This is a genomic window from Variovorax sp. Soil_C_12 (assembly GCF_057657375.1).
This window is the reverse complement of the sequence record NZ_JBDGIO010000001.1, coordinates 368,565-383,338: the sequence shown is the minus strand read 5'-3', so window position 1 is coordinate 383,338 and position 14,774 is coordinate 368,565. Positions and strand designations below refer to the sequence as shown.

Here is a 14,774-nt window from a genome sequence, read left to right as displayed (position 1 = left end):
GTGATCGAATGACGAAAGAGACGCGCCCCGCCGTGCTGGACCTGATCGGCAACACGCCCCTGGTGCCGGTCACGCGGCTGGACACCGGCCCCTGCACCCTGTTTCTCAAGCTCGAGTCGCAGAACCCCGGCGGCTCGATCAAGGACCGCGTGGGCCTCGCGATGATCGACGCGGCCGAGCGCGACGGGCGCCTCGCGCCCGGCGGCACGGTGGTCGAGGCCACGGCCGGGAACACCGGCCTGGGCCTGGCGCTGGTGGCGCGCGCCAAGGGCTATCGCGTGGTGCTGGTGGTGCCCGACAAGATGGCCACCGAGAAGGTCCTGCACCTGAAGGCGCTGGGCGCCGAGGTCCACACCACGCGCTCGGACGTGGGCAAGGGCCATCCCGAGTACTACCAGGACTATGCGGCGCGGCTCGCCGGGGAGATCCCCGGGGCCTTCTTCGCCGACCAGTTCAACAACCCCGACAACCCGCTCGCGCATGCCTCCAGCACCGGGCCCGAGATCTGGCAGCAGTGCGGGCACGATGTGGATGCGATCGTCGTCGGCGTCGGCTCCGGCGGCACCGTGACCGGGCTCACGCGCTATTTCCGCGAGGTGCAGCCCGCGCTCTTCTTCGTGCTGGCCGATCCGGCGGGTTCGGTGGTCGCGGAATACACGCGCAGCGGCACCGTGGGCGAGGCCGGATCGTGGGCGGTCGAGGGCATCGGCGAGGATTTCATTCCGGGCATCGCCGATCTCTCCGGCGTGAAGAAGGCCTATTCGATCACCGACGAAGAAAGCTTCGGCACCGCCCGCGAGCTGCTGCGGGCCGAGGGCATCCTGGGCGGCTCGTCGACCGGCACGCTGCTGGCGGCGGCGCTGCGCTTCTGCCGCGAGCAGACCCAGCCGCTGCGGGTCGTGAGCTTCGTCTGCGACACCGGCACGCGCTATCTCTCGAAGGTCTACAACGACCAGTGGATGCTCGACCAGGGCCTGCTCGCGCGCGAGCGCTTCGGCGATCTGCGCGACGTGGTCTCGCGCCGCTTCGAGGACGGCAGCGTGATCAGCGTCGGACCCGAGGACACGCTGCTCACCGCCTTCCAGCGCATGCGCCTGGCGGACGTGTCGCAGCTGCCGGTGCTGGAAGGCACGCAACTGGTCGGCGTGATCGACGAATCCGACCTGCTGCTGAGCGTGCATACGGACGCGAGCCGCTTCCGCTCGAGCGTGAGGAGCGCGATGACCGACCTGCCCGAGACCCTGCCGTCCAGCGCCAGCCTGGGCGAGCTCGAAGCGGTGCTCGACCGCGGCCTGACCGCGATGATCTCGGACGAGGCCGGCTTCCACGGCCTCATCACCCGCACCGATCTCTTGAACCATCTCCGGAGAAAGCTGAAGTGAGCCAAGACAAGGACCCGCACGACAAGCTCGGCTTCGCCACCCGCGTGATCCACGCCGGCCAGTCGCCCGACCCCTCGACCGGCGCGATCATGCCGCCCATCTACGCCACCTCCACCTACGTGCAGCAGAGCCCCGGCGTGCACAAGGGCCTGGACTACGGCCGCTCGCACAACCCCACGCGCTGGGCGCTGGAGCGCTGCGTGGCGGACCTCGAAAGCGGCTCGGCGGCCTTTGCCTTCGCCTCGGGCCTGGCCGCGATCTCGACCACGCTGGAGCTGCTGGACGCCAATGCCCACATCGTCTCGGGCGACGACGTCTACGGCGGCACCTTCCGCCTGTTCGAGCGCGTGCGCGCGCGCAGCGCGGGGCACCGCTTCAGCTTCGTCGACCTGACCGATCCGGTGCGGCTGCTGGAGGCCCTCACGCCCGAGACGCGCATGGTGTGGGTCGAGACGCCGACCAACCCCTTGCTGCGCCTGGCCGATCTGCGCGCCATCGCCGCGATCTGCCGCGAGCGCGACATCCTCTGCGTGGCCGACAACACCTTCGCCAGCCCCTGGGTGCAGCGGCCGCTGGAGCTGGGTTTCGACGTCGTGGTGCACTCCACCACCAAGTACCTCAACGGCCATTCGGACGTGATCGGCGGCGTCGCCGTGGTCGGCCGCGAGGAGCGCCACGCGCCTTTGCGCGAGCGCCTGGGCTTCCTGCAGAACTCGGTGGGTGCGATCGCCGGGCCCTTCGACAGCTTCCTCACGCTGCGCGGCGTGAAGACGCTCGCGCTGCGCATGGAGCGCCATTGCAGCAGTGCGCTGGCGCTCGCCCAGTGGCTCGAGGCGCAGCCGCAGGTGGCGCGCGTCCACTACCCCGGCCTGGCCTCCCACCCGCAGCACGAGCTGGCGCAGCAGCAGATGCGGCAGGGCTTCGGCGGCATGATCTCCATCGACCTGAAGACCGACCTCGCCGGCACGCGGCGCTTCCTGGAAGCGGTGCGCATCTTCTCGCTGGCCGAGAGCCTGGGCGGCGTCGAGAGCCTGATCGAGCACCCGGCCATCATGACCCACGCCACCATTCCGGCCGAGACGCGTGCGCGGCTGGGCATCGGCGATGGGCTGGTGCGGCTGTCGGTGGGTGTGGAGGACCTGGAGGATCTGCGGGCCGACCTGCGGCAGGCGCTGCAGAAGATCTGATACCAGTTCGCGATGGGAACGTAGAAGAGCGCGCTCTGATGTGCCGCGCGCTGCAAAGGCGCCCACGGGTCCGCTGCGGCGCGCCACTGTGGCGGTCGTCGCTGCGCGCCGACTCCCCTGCGATGCTCGCGCAGCCGGCCTGCCGCAGAACTCGCGTCGTTCACTTCGTTCACTATGCTCAAACAGCTGCGGCAAGCTAGATCACGAAGCACGCCTGTCCTTCGGCAGGCGTGCGGCCGGCTGCGCTGCGCTTCTCGGCGCCACAGAGGCGCGCCGCAGCGGACCCGCGAGCACCTTTGCGGGCTACGTTGTGCCGGTATCCCCAAACATCCAAACATCCAGACACCCAAGCGCTGGGCGCGTGGGACCGGGGCCCCGGTATTCAGGTCAACCCCACCGTCTCCTCCGCGGAAGGTGGTCTGCGGACCGGGCGATTTCTGGGGCGGCGAGGAGCGCAGTCTGGGGGCGGGCGCGCCTGCCGAAGGACAGGCGCGCTTCGTGATCTAGCTCGCCGCAGCTGTTTGAGCCTAGTGAACGAAGTGAACGGAGCGAGTTCTGCGGCGCCGCCCCCAGACGAGCACCGCAGCGAAGTCGGCGCGTAGCGACGACCGCCCCAGTATGAGCCCGGGCCGCAGACCGCCTTCCGCGGCGCGCACGCCTGCATTACTGCAGGCACCCCCGTACAGCCGATTCAAGGATCGGAACGAAGCCCAGTTCCGGGACTTCTTGAATGCAAGTCCGTAAGAGTCAGGCGCCGAGATCACCCGCGAGGCTGGCCAGCGTCTCCGGCGCGATGACCGTCATCGCAGGATAGTTCGTGTGATCGCAGCCCAGCTTGACCTGCGCACCCGCGCGCACCGCCGCGCGCGCCACATCGTCGAACTCGAAGCGCAGGAAATGCACCGCCGAGGTCTTCTCGTCGGTCTCCCGTTCCAGGTCCTCGTCGGCGATGGCGTAGACGCGGGCATGGCCCTCGACCTCGACGAACATGCGGTCCTCCACGCCGATGAGGCGCGCCAGCTCGCGCTTGCGCTCATGCACTTCGGTGTACTCGATCAGCATGGTCGCCTTCCAGTTGCTGCCGTCGGGCACCAGCGGCAGGTAGGCGTCGATCTCGCTGCGGATGCCGTCCTCCTCGAAGATTTTCTCGATGTGCAGCATCTCCTGGATCTGGCGGCGGATGGTGGTCTCGTCCTCGAACTGCACGCTCACATGCTCGCCCAGGCGCACCGTGCGCAGCTTGCGGTGGGCGATGAACTCCGGGGCGCTCGATTTGCGGATCTTCGCGTACGCCTCCAAAGTCATCAGGGTGTCGGGGGTGATGGTCATCGTGGCTACTCCAGGCCGTAGGCCATGCGCACCAGACTCAGCGGATGCTGCAGCTTCGCCGCCGGCAGCCCGTCCTGCGCCATGCCCTGCGCGATGTGGTGGCCGGCCAGCGCGCAATCGGAGCTGATGTAGTCGGGCTCGTTCTTGCCCATGGCCTTGAACACCGGCTTGCCGATCTTCATCGCCACCGGGTGGTAGGGCGTCTTGACGCCGTAGGTGCCGGCGTGGCCGGAGCAGCGCTCCACCGTATTGAGCTGCACCGGCACCGTCTGCCCGATCAGCTTGAACATCTCCTCGGTCTTGCGGCCGATCTTCTGCACCCGGCCGTGGCAGGGGATGTGGTAGCTGATCTTGCCCAGCGGCGTCTTGAAGTCGGTCTTGAGCAGGCCGTCCTTGTGGCGCGCGACCAGGTATTCGAAGGGGTCGTACATGGCCTGCTGCACCAGCTTCACGTCGGCGTCGTCAGGGAAGAGCAGCGGCAGTTCCTGCTTGTACATCAGCGTGCAGGAGGGGACGGCCGTGAGGATCGCGAAGCCGTCCCTCGCGTATTGGGCCAGCACCGGGATGTTGGCCTCCTTGTGCCGGGCCACGCCATCGAGGTCGCCGAGCTCGAACTTGGGCATACCGCAGCAGCTCTCCTTCGAGACGATCGTGTAGGGGATGGCGTTGTGCCTGAGCAGCTTGATCAGGTCGAAGCCGATGCCCGGCTCGTTGTAGTTGACGTAGCAGGTCGCGAAGATCGCGACTTTGCCGGGCGTGCGCTCGCCGTCGACCACCGGCGGCGCCGCGTCGTCCTTCGGGGCGCTCCACCGGAAGCGCTTGGTCGCCAGGTCGGGCAGCCAGGCATTCGGGTGTACGTGCAGCGCGCTGTCCAGCAGCTTGCGCATCGGCTTCGTCCTGTTCAGCGCATTGACCGTCTGCACCACCACCGGAATGCCCGCGAACTTGCCGTGAACGTCGGTGGAGGCGAGCAGTTTCTCGCCACCTCCGACCCCGCCGTTCCTGAACTTGATGGCCTTGGCGCGCAGCATGGTGTGCGGGAAGTCCACGTTCCACGGATGCGGTGGCACGTAGGGGCACTTGGTCATGTAGCAGAGGTCGCACAGGTAGCACTGGTCGACCACGCTGCCATAGTGCTTGGGGTCGACCCCATGCACCTCGCCGTCTTCGGTGGCGTCGACCAGGTCGAAGAGGTTCGGGAAGGCCTGGCACAGGCTGACGCAGCGGCGGCAGCCGTGACAGATGTCGAAGATGCGCGTCATCTCGCGCTCGCATGCAGCCTGGTCGTAGAACTCGGGGTTCTTCCAGTCCACCGGGTGGCGCGTCGGCGCCTCGAGATTGCCTTCTCGACTCGTCATGGGATGGCCCGTGGCCGGGCGCGTGGCGTCAGTGGGCGGAGCCGGTCAAGAGCCCTTCGCCCGTGAAGCGCTCGCGCGCGGCCGAGGCTCAGTCGACCAGCGCCTCGAGCGCCTTGGTGTAGCGGTTGGCGTGCGAGCGCTCGGCCTTGGCCAGCGTCTCGAACCAGTTGGCGATCTCGTCGAAGCCCTCTTCGCGGGCCTGCTTGGCCATGCCCGGGTACATGTCGGTGTACTCGTGGGTCTCGCCGGCGACGGCGGCCTTCAGGTTGAGGCGGCTGTCGCCGATCGGCAGGCCGGTGGCCGGGTCGCCCGAGCCGTGCTCGAGGAACTCCAGGTGGCCGTGCGCATGGCCGGTCTCGCCTTCGGCGGTGGAGCGGAACAGCGCTGCGACATCGTTCTGGCCTTCGACGTCGGCCTTGGTCGCGAAGTACAGGTAGCGTCTGTTGGCCTGGGATTCGCCTGCAAAGGCGTCCTTCAGGTTCTGCTCGGTTCTCGATCCTTTCAAGTCCATGGCTATCTCCTGGGATTGGCTAGGCATGCAAAGTGGAACCGTCGCTGCCGTGGCAGCGGCGCCCCTGCAATCTACACCAAGCAGCGGGATGTGCCATACAAAGCCTCAATAAGGATCATTGAGGCAGGCAATGGCTTCAGCCGGGCAGCACGGCCTCGCGCAGCTGCGGGAACACCTTGGCCACCTTGGCGAGCAGGTAGTCGCCGTAGATGCCGTCGAAGGCATGCACGTTGGCGTGGTCCCAGCGCGTGGCGCTGTCGTCGACCACGGCGGGCCGGGGCAAGCCTTCGATGGGCTTGACCCGCGCATGGAAGTTGGGATCGAAGAAGAGCGGGAAGGACAGCCGGTCGCGGCCCGAGGTGTTGCGGACCACGCGGTGCGGCGTCGAGCGGTAGAGGCCGCCGGTCATGCGGTCGAGCATGTCGCCGATGTTGATCACGAAGGCATCGGGGATGGGCGTCGCGTCGATCCAGCCTTCGTCCGTGCGCACCTGCAGGCCGCCGATGTCGTCCTGGCGCAGGATGGTGAGCAGGCCGTAGTCGGTGTGCTCGCCCACGCCCCATGCGACATCCAGGCCGGCCGGGACCGGCTGGGTGGGGTAGTTGAAGAGGCGAAAGAGGATCAGCGGGTCGGCCGTGTAGCGCTCGGCGAAGTAGTCGGCCGCCAGGCCGAGGCTCAGCGCGATGCCCTCCATCAACTGGTGGCCCAGGCGCGTGGCGACGGTCATGTAGTCGAGGATCGTCTGCCTGAGGCCGGGGATGTCCGGGAACAGGTTGCGCCCGTGTACCGGCGTGCGCGCGAGCACCAGCGGATCGTCATCGGGCAGTTCGGTGCCGAGGTAGAGCCCCTCCTTCCAGTCGGGCCGGCCCGAGGTCAGCTCGCCACCGGTCGGGAAGTAGCCGCGCCACGCGCGGCCGCCCAGTTCCATGCGCCACTGCATCTTGGTGGCTTCGGGCAGCGCGAAGAAGGCGCGGCTGAGCGCTTCGAGGCGCTGCGTCAGCGCGCGGTCGACGCCGTGGCCGGTGACGTAGAAGAAGCCGTGCGCGCGGCAGGCCTCGCCGATGCGTGCGGCGACCTCCGCGCGCTCGGGCGTATGCGCGACCAGCGGTGCGATGTCGATGACGGGCAGCGAAGGGGTCGATGTGCTCATCGAAGTCAGCGTATCAAACCGCGTGCGCGAAGGGCGTGCGGATGTCGGCAAGAAACTGCTGCGCGCGCGGGTGTTGGGGGCGGTTGAAGAAGTCGTCGGGCGTGGCGCGCTCCAGCACGCGGCCGGCGTCCATGAAGAGCACGCGATCGGCCACGTCGCGGGCGAAGCCCATCTCGTGCGTCACGACCACCATGGTCATGCCTTCGCGCGTGAGATCGCGCATCACCAGCAGCACTTCGCCCACCATCTCGGGGTCGAGCGCGCTGGTGGGCTCGTCGAAGAGCATCAAGGGCGGCTGCATGGCCAGCGCCCGCGCGATCGCCACGCGCTGCTGCTGGCCGCCCGAGAGCTCGGAGGGAAAGGCGTCGGCCTTGTTCGCCAAGCCGACGCGATCGAGCAGGGCCATGGCGCGTTCGGTCGCTTCCGCGCGCGAGAGGCCGCGCAGCTGGATCGGCGCCAGCGTGCAGTTGCCGATGACCGTGAGGTGCGGGAACAGGTTGAACTGCTGGAACACGAAGCCGATGTGCGAGCGGAACTCGTTGAGGTCGATGCCGCGCGCGTGGATGTCCTTGCCGTCGACCGTGATGCGGCCGGACTGGATCGGCTCCAGCCGGTTGATGGTGCGGATCAGCGTGGACTTGCCCGAGCCCGAGGGGCCGCACACCACCACCACCTCGCCGCGGGCGATGGTCTCGCTCACGTCGACCAGCGCGTGATAGTCGCCGTACCACTTGTTGACCTTGTCGAATTCGATCATGCGGGTGCCTTCGGTGCTTCGCGGACGGTCGTGCGCCGGCCCGTGCGCCGCTCCAGCCAGTAGGCGAAGCGCGACAGCCCGAAGCACATCACGAAGTAAGTGAATCCCAGGATGACGTAGACCTGGACCGGCTTGGTGAAGACCTGGGTGTTGATCTGCGAGGCGATGAAGGACACCTCCGCCAGCCCGATGATGTAGCCCAGCGAGGTCTCCTTGATGGTGGAGACGAACTGGTTCACCAGCGAGGGCAGCATGCTGCGCAGCGCCTGCGGCAGCACCACGAAGCGCATGGTGCGGCCCCAGCCCAGGCCCAGCGAGCGCGCGCTCTCGACCTGGCCGCGCGGCAGGCCCAGGATGCCGGCGCGCACGATCTCGCCGATGTAGATGCCGTCGAAGACCACCAGCGCGATCAGCATGGTGGTGAACTGGTCGGTCTTGACGCCAGTCACGCTGGGCAGGAAGAAGTAGGCCCAGAACACCACCATCAGCAGCGGCGTGCCGCGCACCACGAAGGCCACCAGCGTCACCGGCCAGCGCAGCCAGCGCCAGGGGCTCACGCGCGCCAGCCCCAGCAGCAGGCCGAAGGGCAGGGCGAGCACCAGGCCCAGCGAGGCCAGCAGCACCGTGAGCGCCAGGCCGCCCAGCGGGCCGTTGGGGTACTGGCCGATGAGGAAGTAGACCCAGTAGTCGCGCACGAGCTCGATCACGATGCGGCTCCGGTCCTCACAGCGCCCGCGGCGGAAAGCGGTGCTGGTACCAGCTCGCCGCGCCTGTGATCAGCATCGACACCGTGAGGTAGGCGGCGGTGGCGAAGGCGAAGGATTCGGCGCTGCGGAAGGTCGCGCTTTCCACCTGCCCGGCCTGGTACATCAGCTCCGCCACGCCGATCACGGTGGCCACGCTGGTGCCCTTCCAGAGGTTGAGGGTCTGCGAGATCAGCGGCGGAATGGTGACGCGCAAGGCCTGCGGCAGGATGATGCGGCGCATGGTCGCGAGAAAGCCGAAGCCCAGGGCGCGGCCCGCTTCCATCTGCACCGCCGGAATGGCGCGGATGCCGCTGCGGATGTCCTCGGCCATGTAGGCCGCGGTGTAGAGGCCCAGCGCCACCACCGCGCTCATCGCCTCGATGCGGCCGGCGTAGAGGCGCTGCTTGAGCTCCTCGGGCAGCAGCTCGGGCGCGCCGAAGTACCAGAACAGCATGTGCGCGAGCAGCGGGATGTTGCGGATCGATTCCACGTAGGCGAAGCCCAGCCCCCGCAGCGCGGCCACCGGCGCCAGGCGCAGCAGCGCCACCGCGAGCGCGACCGGCAGGGCCAGCATCAGCGAGGCGGCCAGCAGCTGCAGCGAGAGCAGGAGGCCCGCGACCAGCATGTCGTGGTAGCGCCCGGTGAGGAGCAGGGAATAGTCGAAGAGCGGCATGAAACGATCGGATGCGGCGGTGCCCCGGCGGGCGGCCGCGGGGCACATGGTACGCATCCGGCAAGCGCCGCGGCGGGCGCGGCGCTCACCCTGTCTTCAACTGTCGATCTTGTCGGTCTCGATCTTGAAGCTGCGCGTTTCGAAGCCCGACTTGGTCTTCGGGCCGTACCACTTGAAGAAGATCTTCTCGGCCTCGCCCGACTTCTCGAGCTCGCGCAAGGTGTCGTCGACCACCTTCTTGAGGCCGCTCTCGCCCTTCTTGATGCCGATGGCCAGCGCCTCGGTGCTCAGGTTCTGCTTGAGCACCACGTACTGCGCCTTCTGCGGCCCCAGCTTGGCGTAGCTGTTGAGCAGCGCGGCCTCGTCGTCGACGTAGCCCACGCCCTTGCCCTGCTGCAGCGCCTGGAAGGCCTGCTGGCTGGTGTCGAAGGTCACGACCTCGGCGCCGGGAACGGCCTTCTTGATGTTGGGCTCCTGCGTGCCGCCGCGGATGGTCAGCACCTTCTTGCCCGCGAGCTGCGGCACGTCGGTGATGCCGCTGTCCTTCTTGACGATGGCCTTCTGGCCGGTCACGAAGGTGGTGAGCGAGAAGTCGATCTGCGGCTCGCGCTCCTTGTTGTGCGTGAGGCCTGCCGCGACCAGGTCCACGTGGCCCTGCTGCAGCTCGGGGATGCGCGCGGCCACCGCGATCTGCTTGAGAACCGGCTTGACACCGATCTTCTTCGCGATGGCGTTCACCAGGTCGACCTCGTAGCCGATGATCTCGCGCGTCTTCGGGTCGATGAAGGTGGCGGGCTCGTCGGTGCCGAGCACGCCGACGACCAGCTGGCCCTTCTTCTTGATGTCGTCCAGCTGGTCGGCGTGGACGGCGGTGCCCGCGAGCAAGGCGGCCGCGGCGAAGGCGGCGGCAGCGAAACGGAAGCGCATCTTTTTCTCCTGGGGAAAGGGGTCCGCACCATAGCAACAAAAGCCTGCCGCGTGAAATAGCTCTTTCCCATATGCATACTGCCGTCATGCAAATCCAGGAAAAACCGCCTTTCGACACGCCCTTCGAATGGATCGGCGGCGAGCAGAAGGTTCATGCGCTGGTCGAGCGCTTCTACGACCTGATGGAATTGGAGCCGGCCTATGCGCAGCTGCGGGCGGTGCATGGCCCCTCGCTGGAGAACGCGCGGCAGCGGCTGTTCTGGTTCCTGTGCGGCTGGCTGGGCGGGCCGCAGCACTACACCGATCGCTTCGGGCATCCGATGCTGCGCGCGCGCCACCTGCCGCAGAGCATCGGCGGGCACACCATCGGCATCAAGGAGCGCGACCAGTGGCTGGCGTGCATGGACCAGGCGATGGGGGAGACGCAGGTGCCTGAAGGGCTGCGCGCTCGGCTGCGCGACTCGTTCTTCCAGACTGCCGACTGGATGCGCAACAGGAACGGTTAGCGGCCAGGCCTAGCGCCGCGGCGGTGGCGTCAGCAGCACCACCAGCGCCCCGGCCCCGCCCTCGGCCGGCTTGGCCTGCACGAAGGCCAGCGTCTCGCTCTTCTGGATCAGCCAGCGCTGCACCTTGGCCTTGAGCACCGGCTGGCGCCCGGGCGATCCCAGGCCCTTGCCGTGCACCACGCGCACGCAGCGCACGCCCAGCTTGCCCGCCTCGCGGATGAACTCGCCCAGGGCTTCCCGCGCCTCGTCGCTGCGCATGCCGTGCAGGTCGATCTCGCGCTGGATGCTCCACTCGCCGGCACGCAGCTTGCGCGTCACGTCGGTGTGGATGCCGGGGCGGCGAAAGCTCATCGCGTCGTCGGCGTCGAGCAGGGTGGTGACGTCGAATTCGTCGGACAGCGACTCGCGCAGCACACGCTGCTCGTCGAGCTGCTTCTGCACGGGCAGGGGCGCCGGCGGCTCGGGCGCCAGCGGCACGGCAGGCCGGCGCCGCAGTGGCTGCGTGGCGCCGATGGCGCGCGAGAACAGGTCCTGCTCGGCGGCGCGTTTCTTCTCGGCGGCCGCGCGCACGGCGGCCTCGGCGGCTTCGCGCTCACGCTGCTCGGCCAGGGTCTTCTGCACGCCTTTGAGCTCGGCGAGGCTCTTGAGGGCTTTGGGTCTGCTGGGCATCGGCTGGTTGTTGGAGGATACGTCCTTCGCATCCCGCTCAGATCAGGCCGCGCTCGGCCATCGACAGGGCCTGGCCCGGGGCGACGATCACGTGGTCCAGCACCCGCACGTCGATCAAGGCCAGCGCGGCCCGCAGCGTGTGCGTCAGGGCCTCGTCGGCGCGCGAGGGCTCGACGCAGCCGCTTGGGTGGTTATGCGCCAGGATCAGCGCCGCCGCGCGGTGATGCAGGGCGCGTGTCACCACCTCTCGCGGATACACGCTGGTCTGGGTCAGGGTGCCGCGAAAGAGTTCTTCCAGCGCGATCAGACGGTGATGCGCGTCGAGAAAGAGCGCGGCGAAAACCTCGTGCGGCCTGGCCGCCAGCTGCAGCTGCACATAGTGCTTCACGGCGTCGGGCGACTCGAACAGCTCGCGTTCCTTCAGGCCTTGGGCCATCGCGCGTCGCGCCAACTCGAGCACGGCCGCCAGGTTGCTGCGTTTGGCGCTGCCGCCCAGGCCCTTGATGCGCCTGAGGTCGTCGAGTCCGGCATGAAGCAGGCCGTTGATGCCGCCAAAGCCGTCGAGCAGGTCTTGCGCGAGCTGCAGCACGTTCTTGCCGGGAAGGCCGGTGCGCAGCAGCAGCGCCAGCAGCTCGGCATCGGCCAGCGAGCCGGGGCCCAGCGCCATCAGCTTTTCGCGCGGTCGTGCTTCCAGGGGAAGATCGGTGAAAGACATGGTTGGCATGGGCCCGTTGGCCCCTCCCTAAAATACAGGGCCCCAGTCTATAGCGAGCGCCACCTTGTCCCCCACCACCTCCGCCGCCGTCGTCGTGCCCGGCTCCTTCCTCACGCTGCACTACCGGCTGGCCGGGCCCGCGGGCGACATCATCAACACCTTCGGCGACAAGCCGGCCACGCTCTCGCTGGGCACAGGCGAGCTCTCGCCCGCAGTCGAGCAGCGGCTGATGGGCCTGGCCGAGGGGACTCATGCCACCTTCGAGCTGCCGGCCGGCGAGGCTTTCGGCGAGCGCAACGCCGACATGCAGCAGTGGGTGGCGCGCAAGCTGCTCGCGCAGATGGGCGACCCCGACGAGCAGTACGCGGTGGGCGACGTGGTGCAGTTCCCCACGCCGGACGGCAGCGGCAGCTACGCCGGCGCGGTGATCGAGGCCAACGAGACGGCGGTGCGCTTCGACTTCAACCATCCGCTCGCCGGCCAGCCGGTGAGCTTCGAAGTGCAGCTGATCGGGGTGCTGTGAACATGGACACGGTCGAAGAAGTCATCCTCGCCGAGCCGCGCGGCTTCTGCGCCGGCGTCGACCGCGCGATCGAGATCGTCGAGCGCGCCCTGGCCAAATTCGGCGCGCCGATCTACGTGCGCCACGAGATCGTGCACAACACCTACGTGGTCAACGAGCTCAAGGCCAAGGGCGCGATCTTCATCGAGGACCTGGCCGAGGTGCCGCCCGGCTCGACGCTGGTGTTCAGCGCACACGGCGTGAGCAAGGCCGTGCAGGCCGAGGCGCGCGCGCGCGGCTTCGAGATCTTCGACGCCACCTGCCCGCTGGTGACCAAGGTGCACGTCGAGGTCGCCAAGCTTGCCAAAGAGGGCTACGAGTTCATCATGATCGGCCACAAGGGGCACCCCGAAGTCGAGGGCACCATGGGGCAGCTGTCCAGCGGCATCCACCTGGTGGAGGATGTGGCGGACGTGGCGCGCGTCCAGCCCGCGCAGACCGAGAAGCTGGCCGTGGTCACGCAGACCACGCTGTCGGTCGATGACGCGGCCGAGATCTCGGCCGCCGTGCGTGTGCGCTTCCCGAAGGTGCGCGAGCCCAAGCAGCAGGACATCTGCTATGCCACCCAGAACCGGCAGGACGCCGTCAAGCTGCTGAGCCCGCAGGTGGACCTGGTGATCGTGGTCGGCAGCCCGACCAGCTCCAACAGCAACCGGCTGCGCGAACTGGCGCAGCGCCTGGGCACCGAGAGCTACATGGTCGACTCGGCCGCCGAATTGAAGCCCGAATGGTTCGACGGCAAGACCCGCGTGGGGCTGACGGCCGGTGCCTCTGCCCCCGAGGTGCTGGTGCGCGAGGTGATCGATCGGATCAAGGCGCTGGGCGCGGTGTCGGTGCGCAAGATGGACGGCATCGAGGAGACGCTCAAGTTCCCGCTGCCCAAGGGCCTGAAACTCGACCACATGCCCGCGCCGGGCCATATCTCGTGACGAGCGCCGCAGCCATCGACTGGCGCCGCGACATCGAGGCGGCCGCACGGCGCATCCACGAACGCGCCCCGCATTTCTTGCACAGGACGCCGCTGTGGAAGCTGCCGGGCCGCGCGCTGGGCATCGAGGTGCCGGGCGTCGAGCTCTGGCTCAAGCTCGAGCATCTGCAGGCCAGCGGCAGCTTCAAGGCGCGCGGCATGATGAACCGGCTGCTGGCCCACGAGATTCCCGAAAGCGGCGCCATCGTGGCCTCGGGCGGCAATGCCGGCATCGCGACCGCCGCGGCGGCGCAGGCGCTGGGCCTGCATTGCGAGGTGTTCCTGCCCACCGTCTCGCCGGAAGCCAAGCGCGCGAAGCTGCGCGCGCTCGGCGCCACGGTGGTGGTGGGCGGCGAGGTGTACGCGGATGCGCTGGCGGCCTGCCTCGAGCGGCAGCGCGAGAGCGGCGCCTTGCTCACCCATGCCTACGACCAGGCCGAGGTGGTGGCCGGTGCCGGCACGCTGGGCCGCGAGATCGAGGACCAGGGCGGCCTGCCGGATGCAGTGCTGGTCAGCGTGGGCGGCGGCGGCCTGATCGGCGGCCTGGCGGCCTGGTTCGAGCAGCGCAGCCGCGTGGTGGCGCTCGAGCCCGAGCGCGCCCCCACGCTCTTTCGCGCGCGCGAAGCCGGCGAGCCGGTCGATGTGGAGGTGAGCGGCGTGGCGGCCGATTCGCTCGGGGCGCGGCGCATCGGCGCCTTCGCCTGGGATATCACGCAGCGCCAGGTGCGCGACGCCCTGCTGCTGCCCGACGAGGCGATCCGCGCCGCGCAGCTGTGGCTGTGGAAGGAACTCAAGCTGGCAGTCGAGCCGGCCGCGGCCCTGCCGCTGGCCGCGCTGCACACGGGCGCCTATGCGCCGCGCGAAGGCGAGAAGATCTGCCTGATCGTCTGCGGCGCGAACGTGGACCCGGCGAGTCTCGCCTGATCAGCTCTGTGGCTGGTCGACGTTGACCATCCAAGGCACGCCGAACTTGTCTTCCAGCATGCCGAAGCCGGGGGACCAGAAGGTGGCGGCGTAGGGCATCGTGACCTTGCCGCCTTCGGACAGCGCCTTGAAGAGCTGCTCGCCTTCCTTGACGTCCTTGGCCTGGACCGAGAGCGAGAAACCCTTGTAGCCGTCGAAGGCCATGCCGGGCGGCAGGTCGGAGGCCATGATCTGCTTGCCGCGCGCTTCGAGCGTCGCATGCATGATCTTTTTCTTGTGCGAGTCCGGCGTGTCCTTGCCCATCGGGCTTTCGCCGAAGGTCATGCTGAAGAGGATCTTGCCGCCCAGGCTCTTGGCGTAGAAGGCCAGCGCTTCGGCCGCGTTTCCGTTGAAGGACAGGTACGCTTCCAT

At 68.4% G+C, this 14,774-nt stretch carries 17 protein-coding genes; 6 read left to right on the top strand and 11 right to left on the bottom strand.

The annotated features are described in order from the left end of the window. The first annotated feature begins 8 nt into the window (after positions 1 to 8). Both AC3A6X_RS01965 and AC3A6X_RS01960 read left to right on the top strand, forming a co-directional pair. Positions 9 to 1,382, top strand: a complete 1,374-nt coding sequence (locus tag AC3A6X_RS01965; protein WP_487840580.1) for a pyridoxal-phosphate dependent enzyme — start codon at positions 9 to 11, stop codon at positions 1,380 to 1,382. After that, a complete protein-coding gene (locus tag AC3A6X_RS01960) occupies positions 1,379 to 2,569 on the top strand; it encodes a trans-sulfuration enzyme family protein (RefSeq protein ID WP_487840579.1) in 1,191 nt (396 codons plus the stop codon). Before AC3A6X_RS01965 ends, AC3A6X_RS01960 begins: the two co-directional genes overlap by 4 nt. Before the next feature lie 747 nt (positions 2,570 to 3,316). Here the strand turns inward: AC3A6X_RS01960 and AC3A6X_RS01955 are convergent. The 8 genes from AC3A6X_RS01955 to AC3A6X_RS01920 form a co-directional block, all read right to left on the bottom strand. Next, positions 3,317 to 3,898, bottom strand: a complete 582-nt coding sequence (locus AC3A6X_RS01955; RefSeq protein WP_487840578.1) for a DUF3501 family protein — start codon at positions 3,896 to 3,898, stop codon at positions 3,317 to 3,319. A gap of 5 nt (positions 3,899 to 3,903) precedes the next feature. Then, entirely contained in the window at positions 3,904 to 5,256 is a 1,353-nt protein-coding gene (locus AC3A6X_RS01950) for a (Fe-S)-binding protein (RefSeq protein WP_487840577.1), read from the bottom strand. Between the two features lie 88 nt (positions 5,257 to 5,344). Continuing rightward, positions 5,345 to 5,767, bottom strand: a complete 423-nt coding sequence (locus AC3A6X_RS01945) for a rubrerythrin family protein (protein ID WP_106556483.1) — start codon at positions 5,765 to 5,767, stop codon at positions 5,345 to 5,347. 136 nt (positions 5,768 to 5,903) lie between these two features. Continuing rightward, positions 5,904 to 6,917 carry an isopenicillin N synthase family dioxygenase gene (locus tag AC3A6X_RS01940; RefSeq protein WP_487840576.1) on the bottom strand — a complete coding sequence of 338 codons (1,014 nt, stop codon included), beginning with the start codon at positions 6,915 to 6,917 and terminating at the stop codon, positions 5,904 to 5,906. A gap of 13 nt (positions 6,918 to 6,930) precedes the next feature. Next, a complete protein-coding gene (locus tag AC3A6X_RS01935) occupies positions 6,931 to 7,674 on the bottom strand; it encodes an amino acid ABC transporter ATP-binding protein (protein WP_487840575.1) in 744 nt (247 codons plus the stop codon). Further along, complete coding sequence (locus AC3A6X_RS01930; RefSeq protein WP_487840574.1) at positions 7,671 to 8,381, bottom strand: amino acid ABC transporter permease; 711 nt, start codon at positions 8,379 to 8,381, stop codon at positions 7,671 to 7,673. The genes AC3A6X_RS01935 and AC3A6X_RS01930 overlap by 4 nt, the downstream gene beginning before the upstream one ends. Positions 8,382 to 8,397: 16 nt before the next feature. Next, positions 8,398 to 9,093: an amino acid ABC transporter permease gene (locus AC3A6X_RS01925; protein ID WP_487840573.1), complete on the bottom strand. Its 696-nt coding sequence runs from the start codon at positions 9,091 to 9,093 to the stop codon at positions 8,398 to 8,400. A 96-nt stretch (positions 9,094 to 9,189) separates the two neighbouring features. Beyond that, positions 9,190 to 10,020: an ABC transporter substrate-binding protein gene (locus AC3A6X_RS01920; RefSeq protein ID WP_487840572.1), complete on the bottom strand. Its 831-nt coding sequence runs from the start codon at positions 10,018 to 10,020 to the stop codon at positions 9,190 to 9,192. A gap of 86 nt (positions 10,021 to 10,106) precedes the next feature. Between AC3A6X_RS01920 and AC3A6X_RS01915 the strand changes: the two genes are divergently transcribed. Continuing rightward, positions 10,107 to 10,526 (top strand): group II truncated hemoglobin, encoded by a 420-nt coding sequence (locus tag AC3A6X_RS01915; RefSeq protein ID WP_309965429.1) that lies wholly within the window; start codon positions 10,107 to 10,109, stop codon positions 10,524 to 10,526. Positions 10,527 to 10,535: 9 nt separating this feature from the next. On the opposite strand, the gene AC3A6X_RS01910 is transcribed toward AC3A6X_RS01915, so the two are convergent. Together AC3A6X_RS01910 and radC are read right to left on the bottom strand one after the other, a co-directional pair. Continuing rightward, positions 10,536 to 11,195, bottom strand: coding sequence for a Smr/MutS family protein (locus tag AC3A6X_RS01910; RefSeq protein WP_487840571.1), 660 nt, complete (start codon positions 11,193 to 11,195; stop codon positions 10,536 to 10,538). Between the two features lie 37 nt (positions 11,196 to 11,232). Then, on the bottom strand, positions 11,233 to 11,910 hold the full coding sequence (radC, locus tag AC3A6X_RS01905; RefSeq protein WP_309966214.1) for a RadC family protein: 678 nt from the start codon (positions 11,908 to 11,910) through the stop codon (positions 11,233 to 11,235). A gap of 64 nt (positions 11,911 to 11,974) precedes the next feature. On the opposite strand from radC, the gene AC3A6X_RS01900 reads away from it, so the two are divergent. The 3 genes from AC3A6X_RS01900 to AC3A6X_RS01890 are packed head-to-tail and all read left to right on the top strand — an operon-like array spanning position 11,975 to position 14,363. Further along, the gene (locus AC3A6X_RS01900) at positions 11,975 to 12,433 is read left to right on the top strand and encodes an FKBP-type peptidyl-prolyl cis-trans isomerase (protein ID WP_487840570.1); all 459 of its coding nucleotides are present in this window, start codon (positions 11,975 to 11,977) and stop codon (positions 12,431 to 12,433) included. Between the two features lie 2 nt (positions 12,434 to 12,435). Beyond that, the gene (gene ispH / locus AC3A6X_RS01895; protein WP_487840569.1) at positions 12,436 to 13,401 is read left to right on the top strand and encodes a 4-hydroxy-3-methylbut-2-enyl diphosphate reductase; all 966 of its coding nucleotides are present in this window, start codon (positions 12,436 to 12,438) and stop codon (positions 13,399 to 13,401) included. Next, complete coding sequence (locus tag AC3A6X_RS01890; protein ID WP_487840568.1) at positions 13,398 to 14,363, top strand: threonine/serine dehydratase; 966 nt, start codon at positions 13,398 to 13,400, stop codon at positions 14,361 to 14,363. Before ispH ends, AC3A6X_RS01890 begins: the two co-directional genes overlap by 4 nt. On the opposite strand, the gene AC3A6X_RS01885 is transcribed toward AC3A6X_RS01890, so the two are convergent. Continuing rightward, a complete protein-coding gene (locus tag AC3A6X_RS01885; protein ID WP_487840567.1) occupies positions 14,364 to 14,774 on the bottom strand; it encodes a VOC family protein in 411 nt (136 codons plus the stop codon).

Bases quoted from the DNA above. Each gene is read 5' to 3' on its own strand.
- AC3A6X_RS01965 (WP_487840580.1), top strand. From the start codon at position 9: ATGACGAAAGAGACGCGCCCCGCCGTGCTGGACCTGATCGGCAACACG.
- AC3A6X_RS01915 (WP_309965429.1), top strand. From the start codon at position 10,107: ATGCAAATCCAGGAAAAACCGCCTTTCGACACGCCCTTCGAATGGATC.
- AC3A6X_RS01955 (WP_487840578.1), bottom strand. From the start codon at position 3,898: ATGACCATCACCCCCGACACCCTGATGACTTTGGAGGCGTACGCGAAG.
- AC3A6X_RS01885 (WP_487840567.1), bottom strand. From the start codon at position 14,774: ATGGAAGCGTACCTGTCCTTCAACGGAAACGCGGCCGAAGCGCTGGCC.
- AC3A6X_RS01950 (WP_487840577.1), bottom strand. From the start codon at position 5,256: ATGACGAGTCGAGAAGGCAATCTCGAGGCGCCGACGCGCCACCCGGTG.
- AC3A6X_RS01910 (WP_487840571.1), bottom strand. From the start codon at position 11,195: ATGCCCAGCAGACCCAAAGCCCTCAAGAGCCTCGCCGAGCTCAAAGGC.
- AC3A6X_RS01945 (WP_106556483.1), bottom strand. From the start codon at position 5,767: ATGGACTTGAAAGGATCGAGAACCGAGCAGAACCTGAAGGACGCCTTT.
- AC3A6X_RS01935 (WP_487840575.1), bottom strand. From the start codon at position 7,674: ATGATCGAATTCGACAAGGTCAACAAGTGGTACGGCGACTATCACGCG.
- radC (WP_309966214.1), bottom strand. From the start codon at position 11,910: ATGTCTTTCACCGATCTTCCCCTGGAAGCACGACCGCGCGAAAAGCTG.
- ispH (WP_487840569.1), top strand. From the start codon at position 12,436: ATGGACACGGTCGAAGAAGTCATCCTCGCCGAGCCGCGCGGCTTCTGC.
- AC3A6X_RS01940 (WP_487840576.1), bottom strand. From the start codon at position 6,917: ATGAGCACATCGACCCCTTCGCTGCCCGTCATCGACATCGCACCGCTG.
- AC3A6X_RS01925 (WP_487840573.1), bottom strand. From the start codon at position 9,093: ATGCCGCTCTTCGACTATTCCCTGCTCCTCACCGGGCGCTACCACGAC.
- AC3A6X_RS01920 (WP_487840572.1), bottom strand. From the start codon at position 10,020: ATGCGCTTCCGTTTCGCTGCCGCCGCCTTCGCCGCGGCCGCCTTGCTC.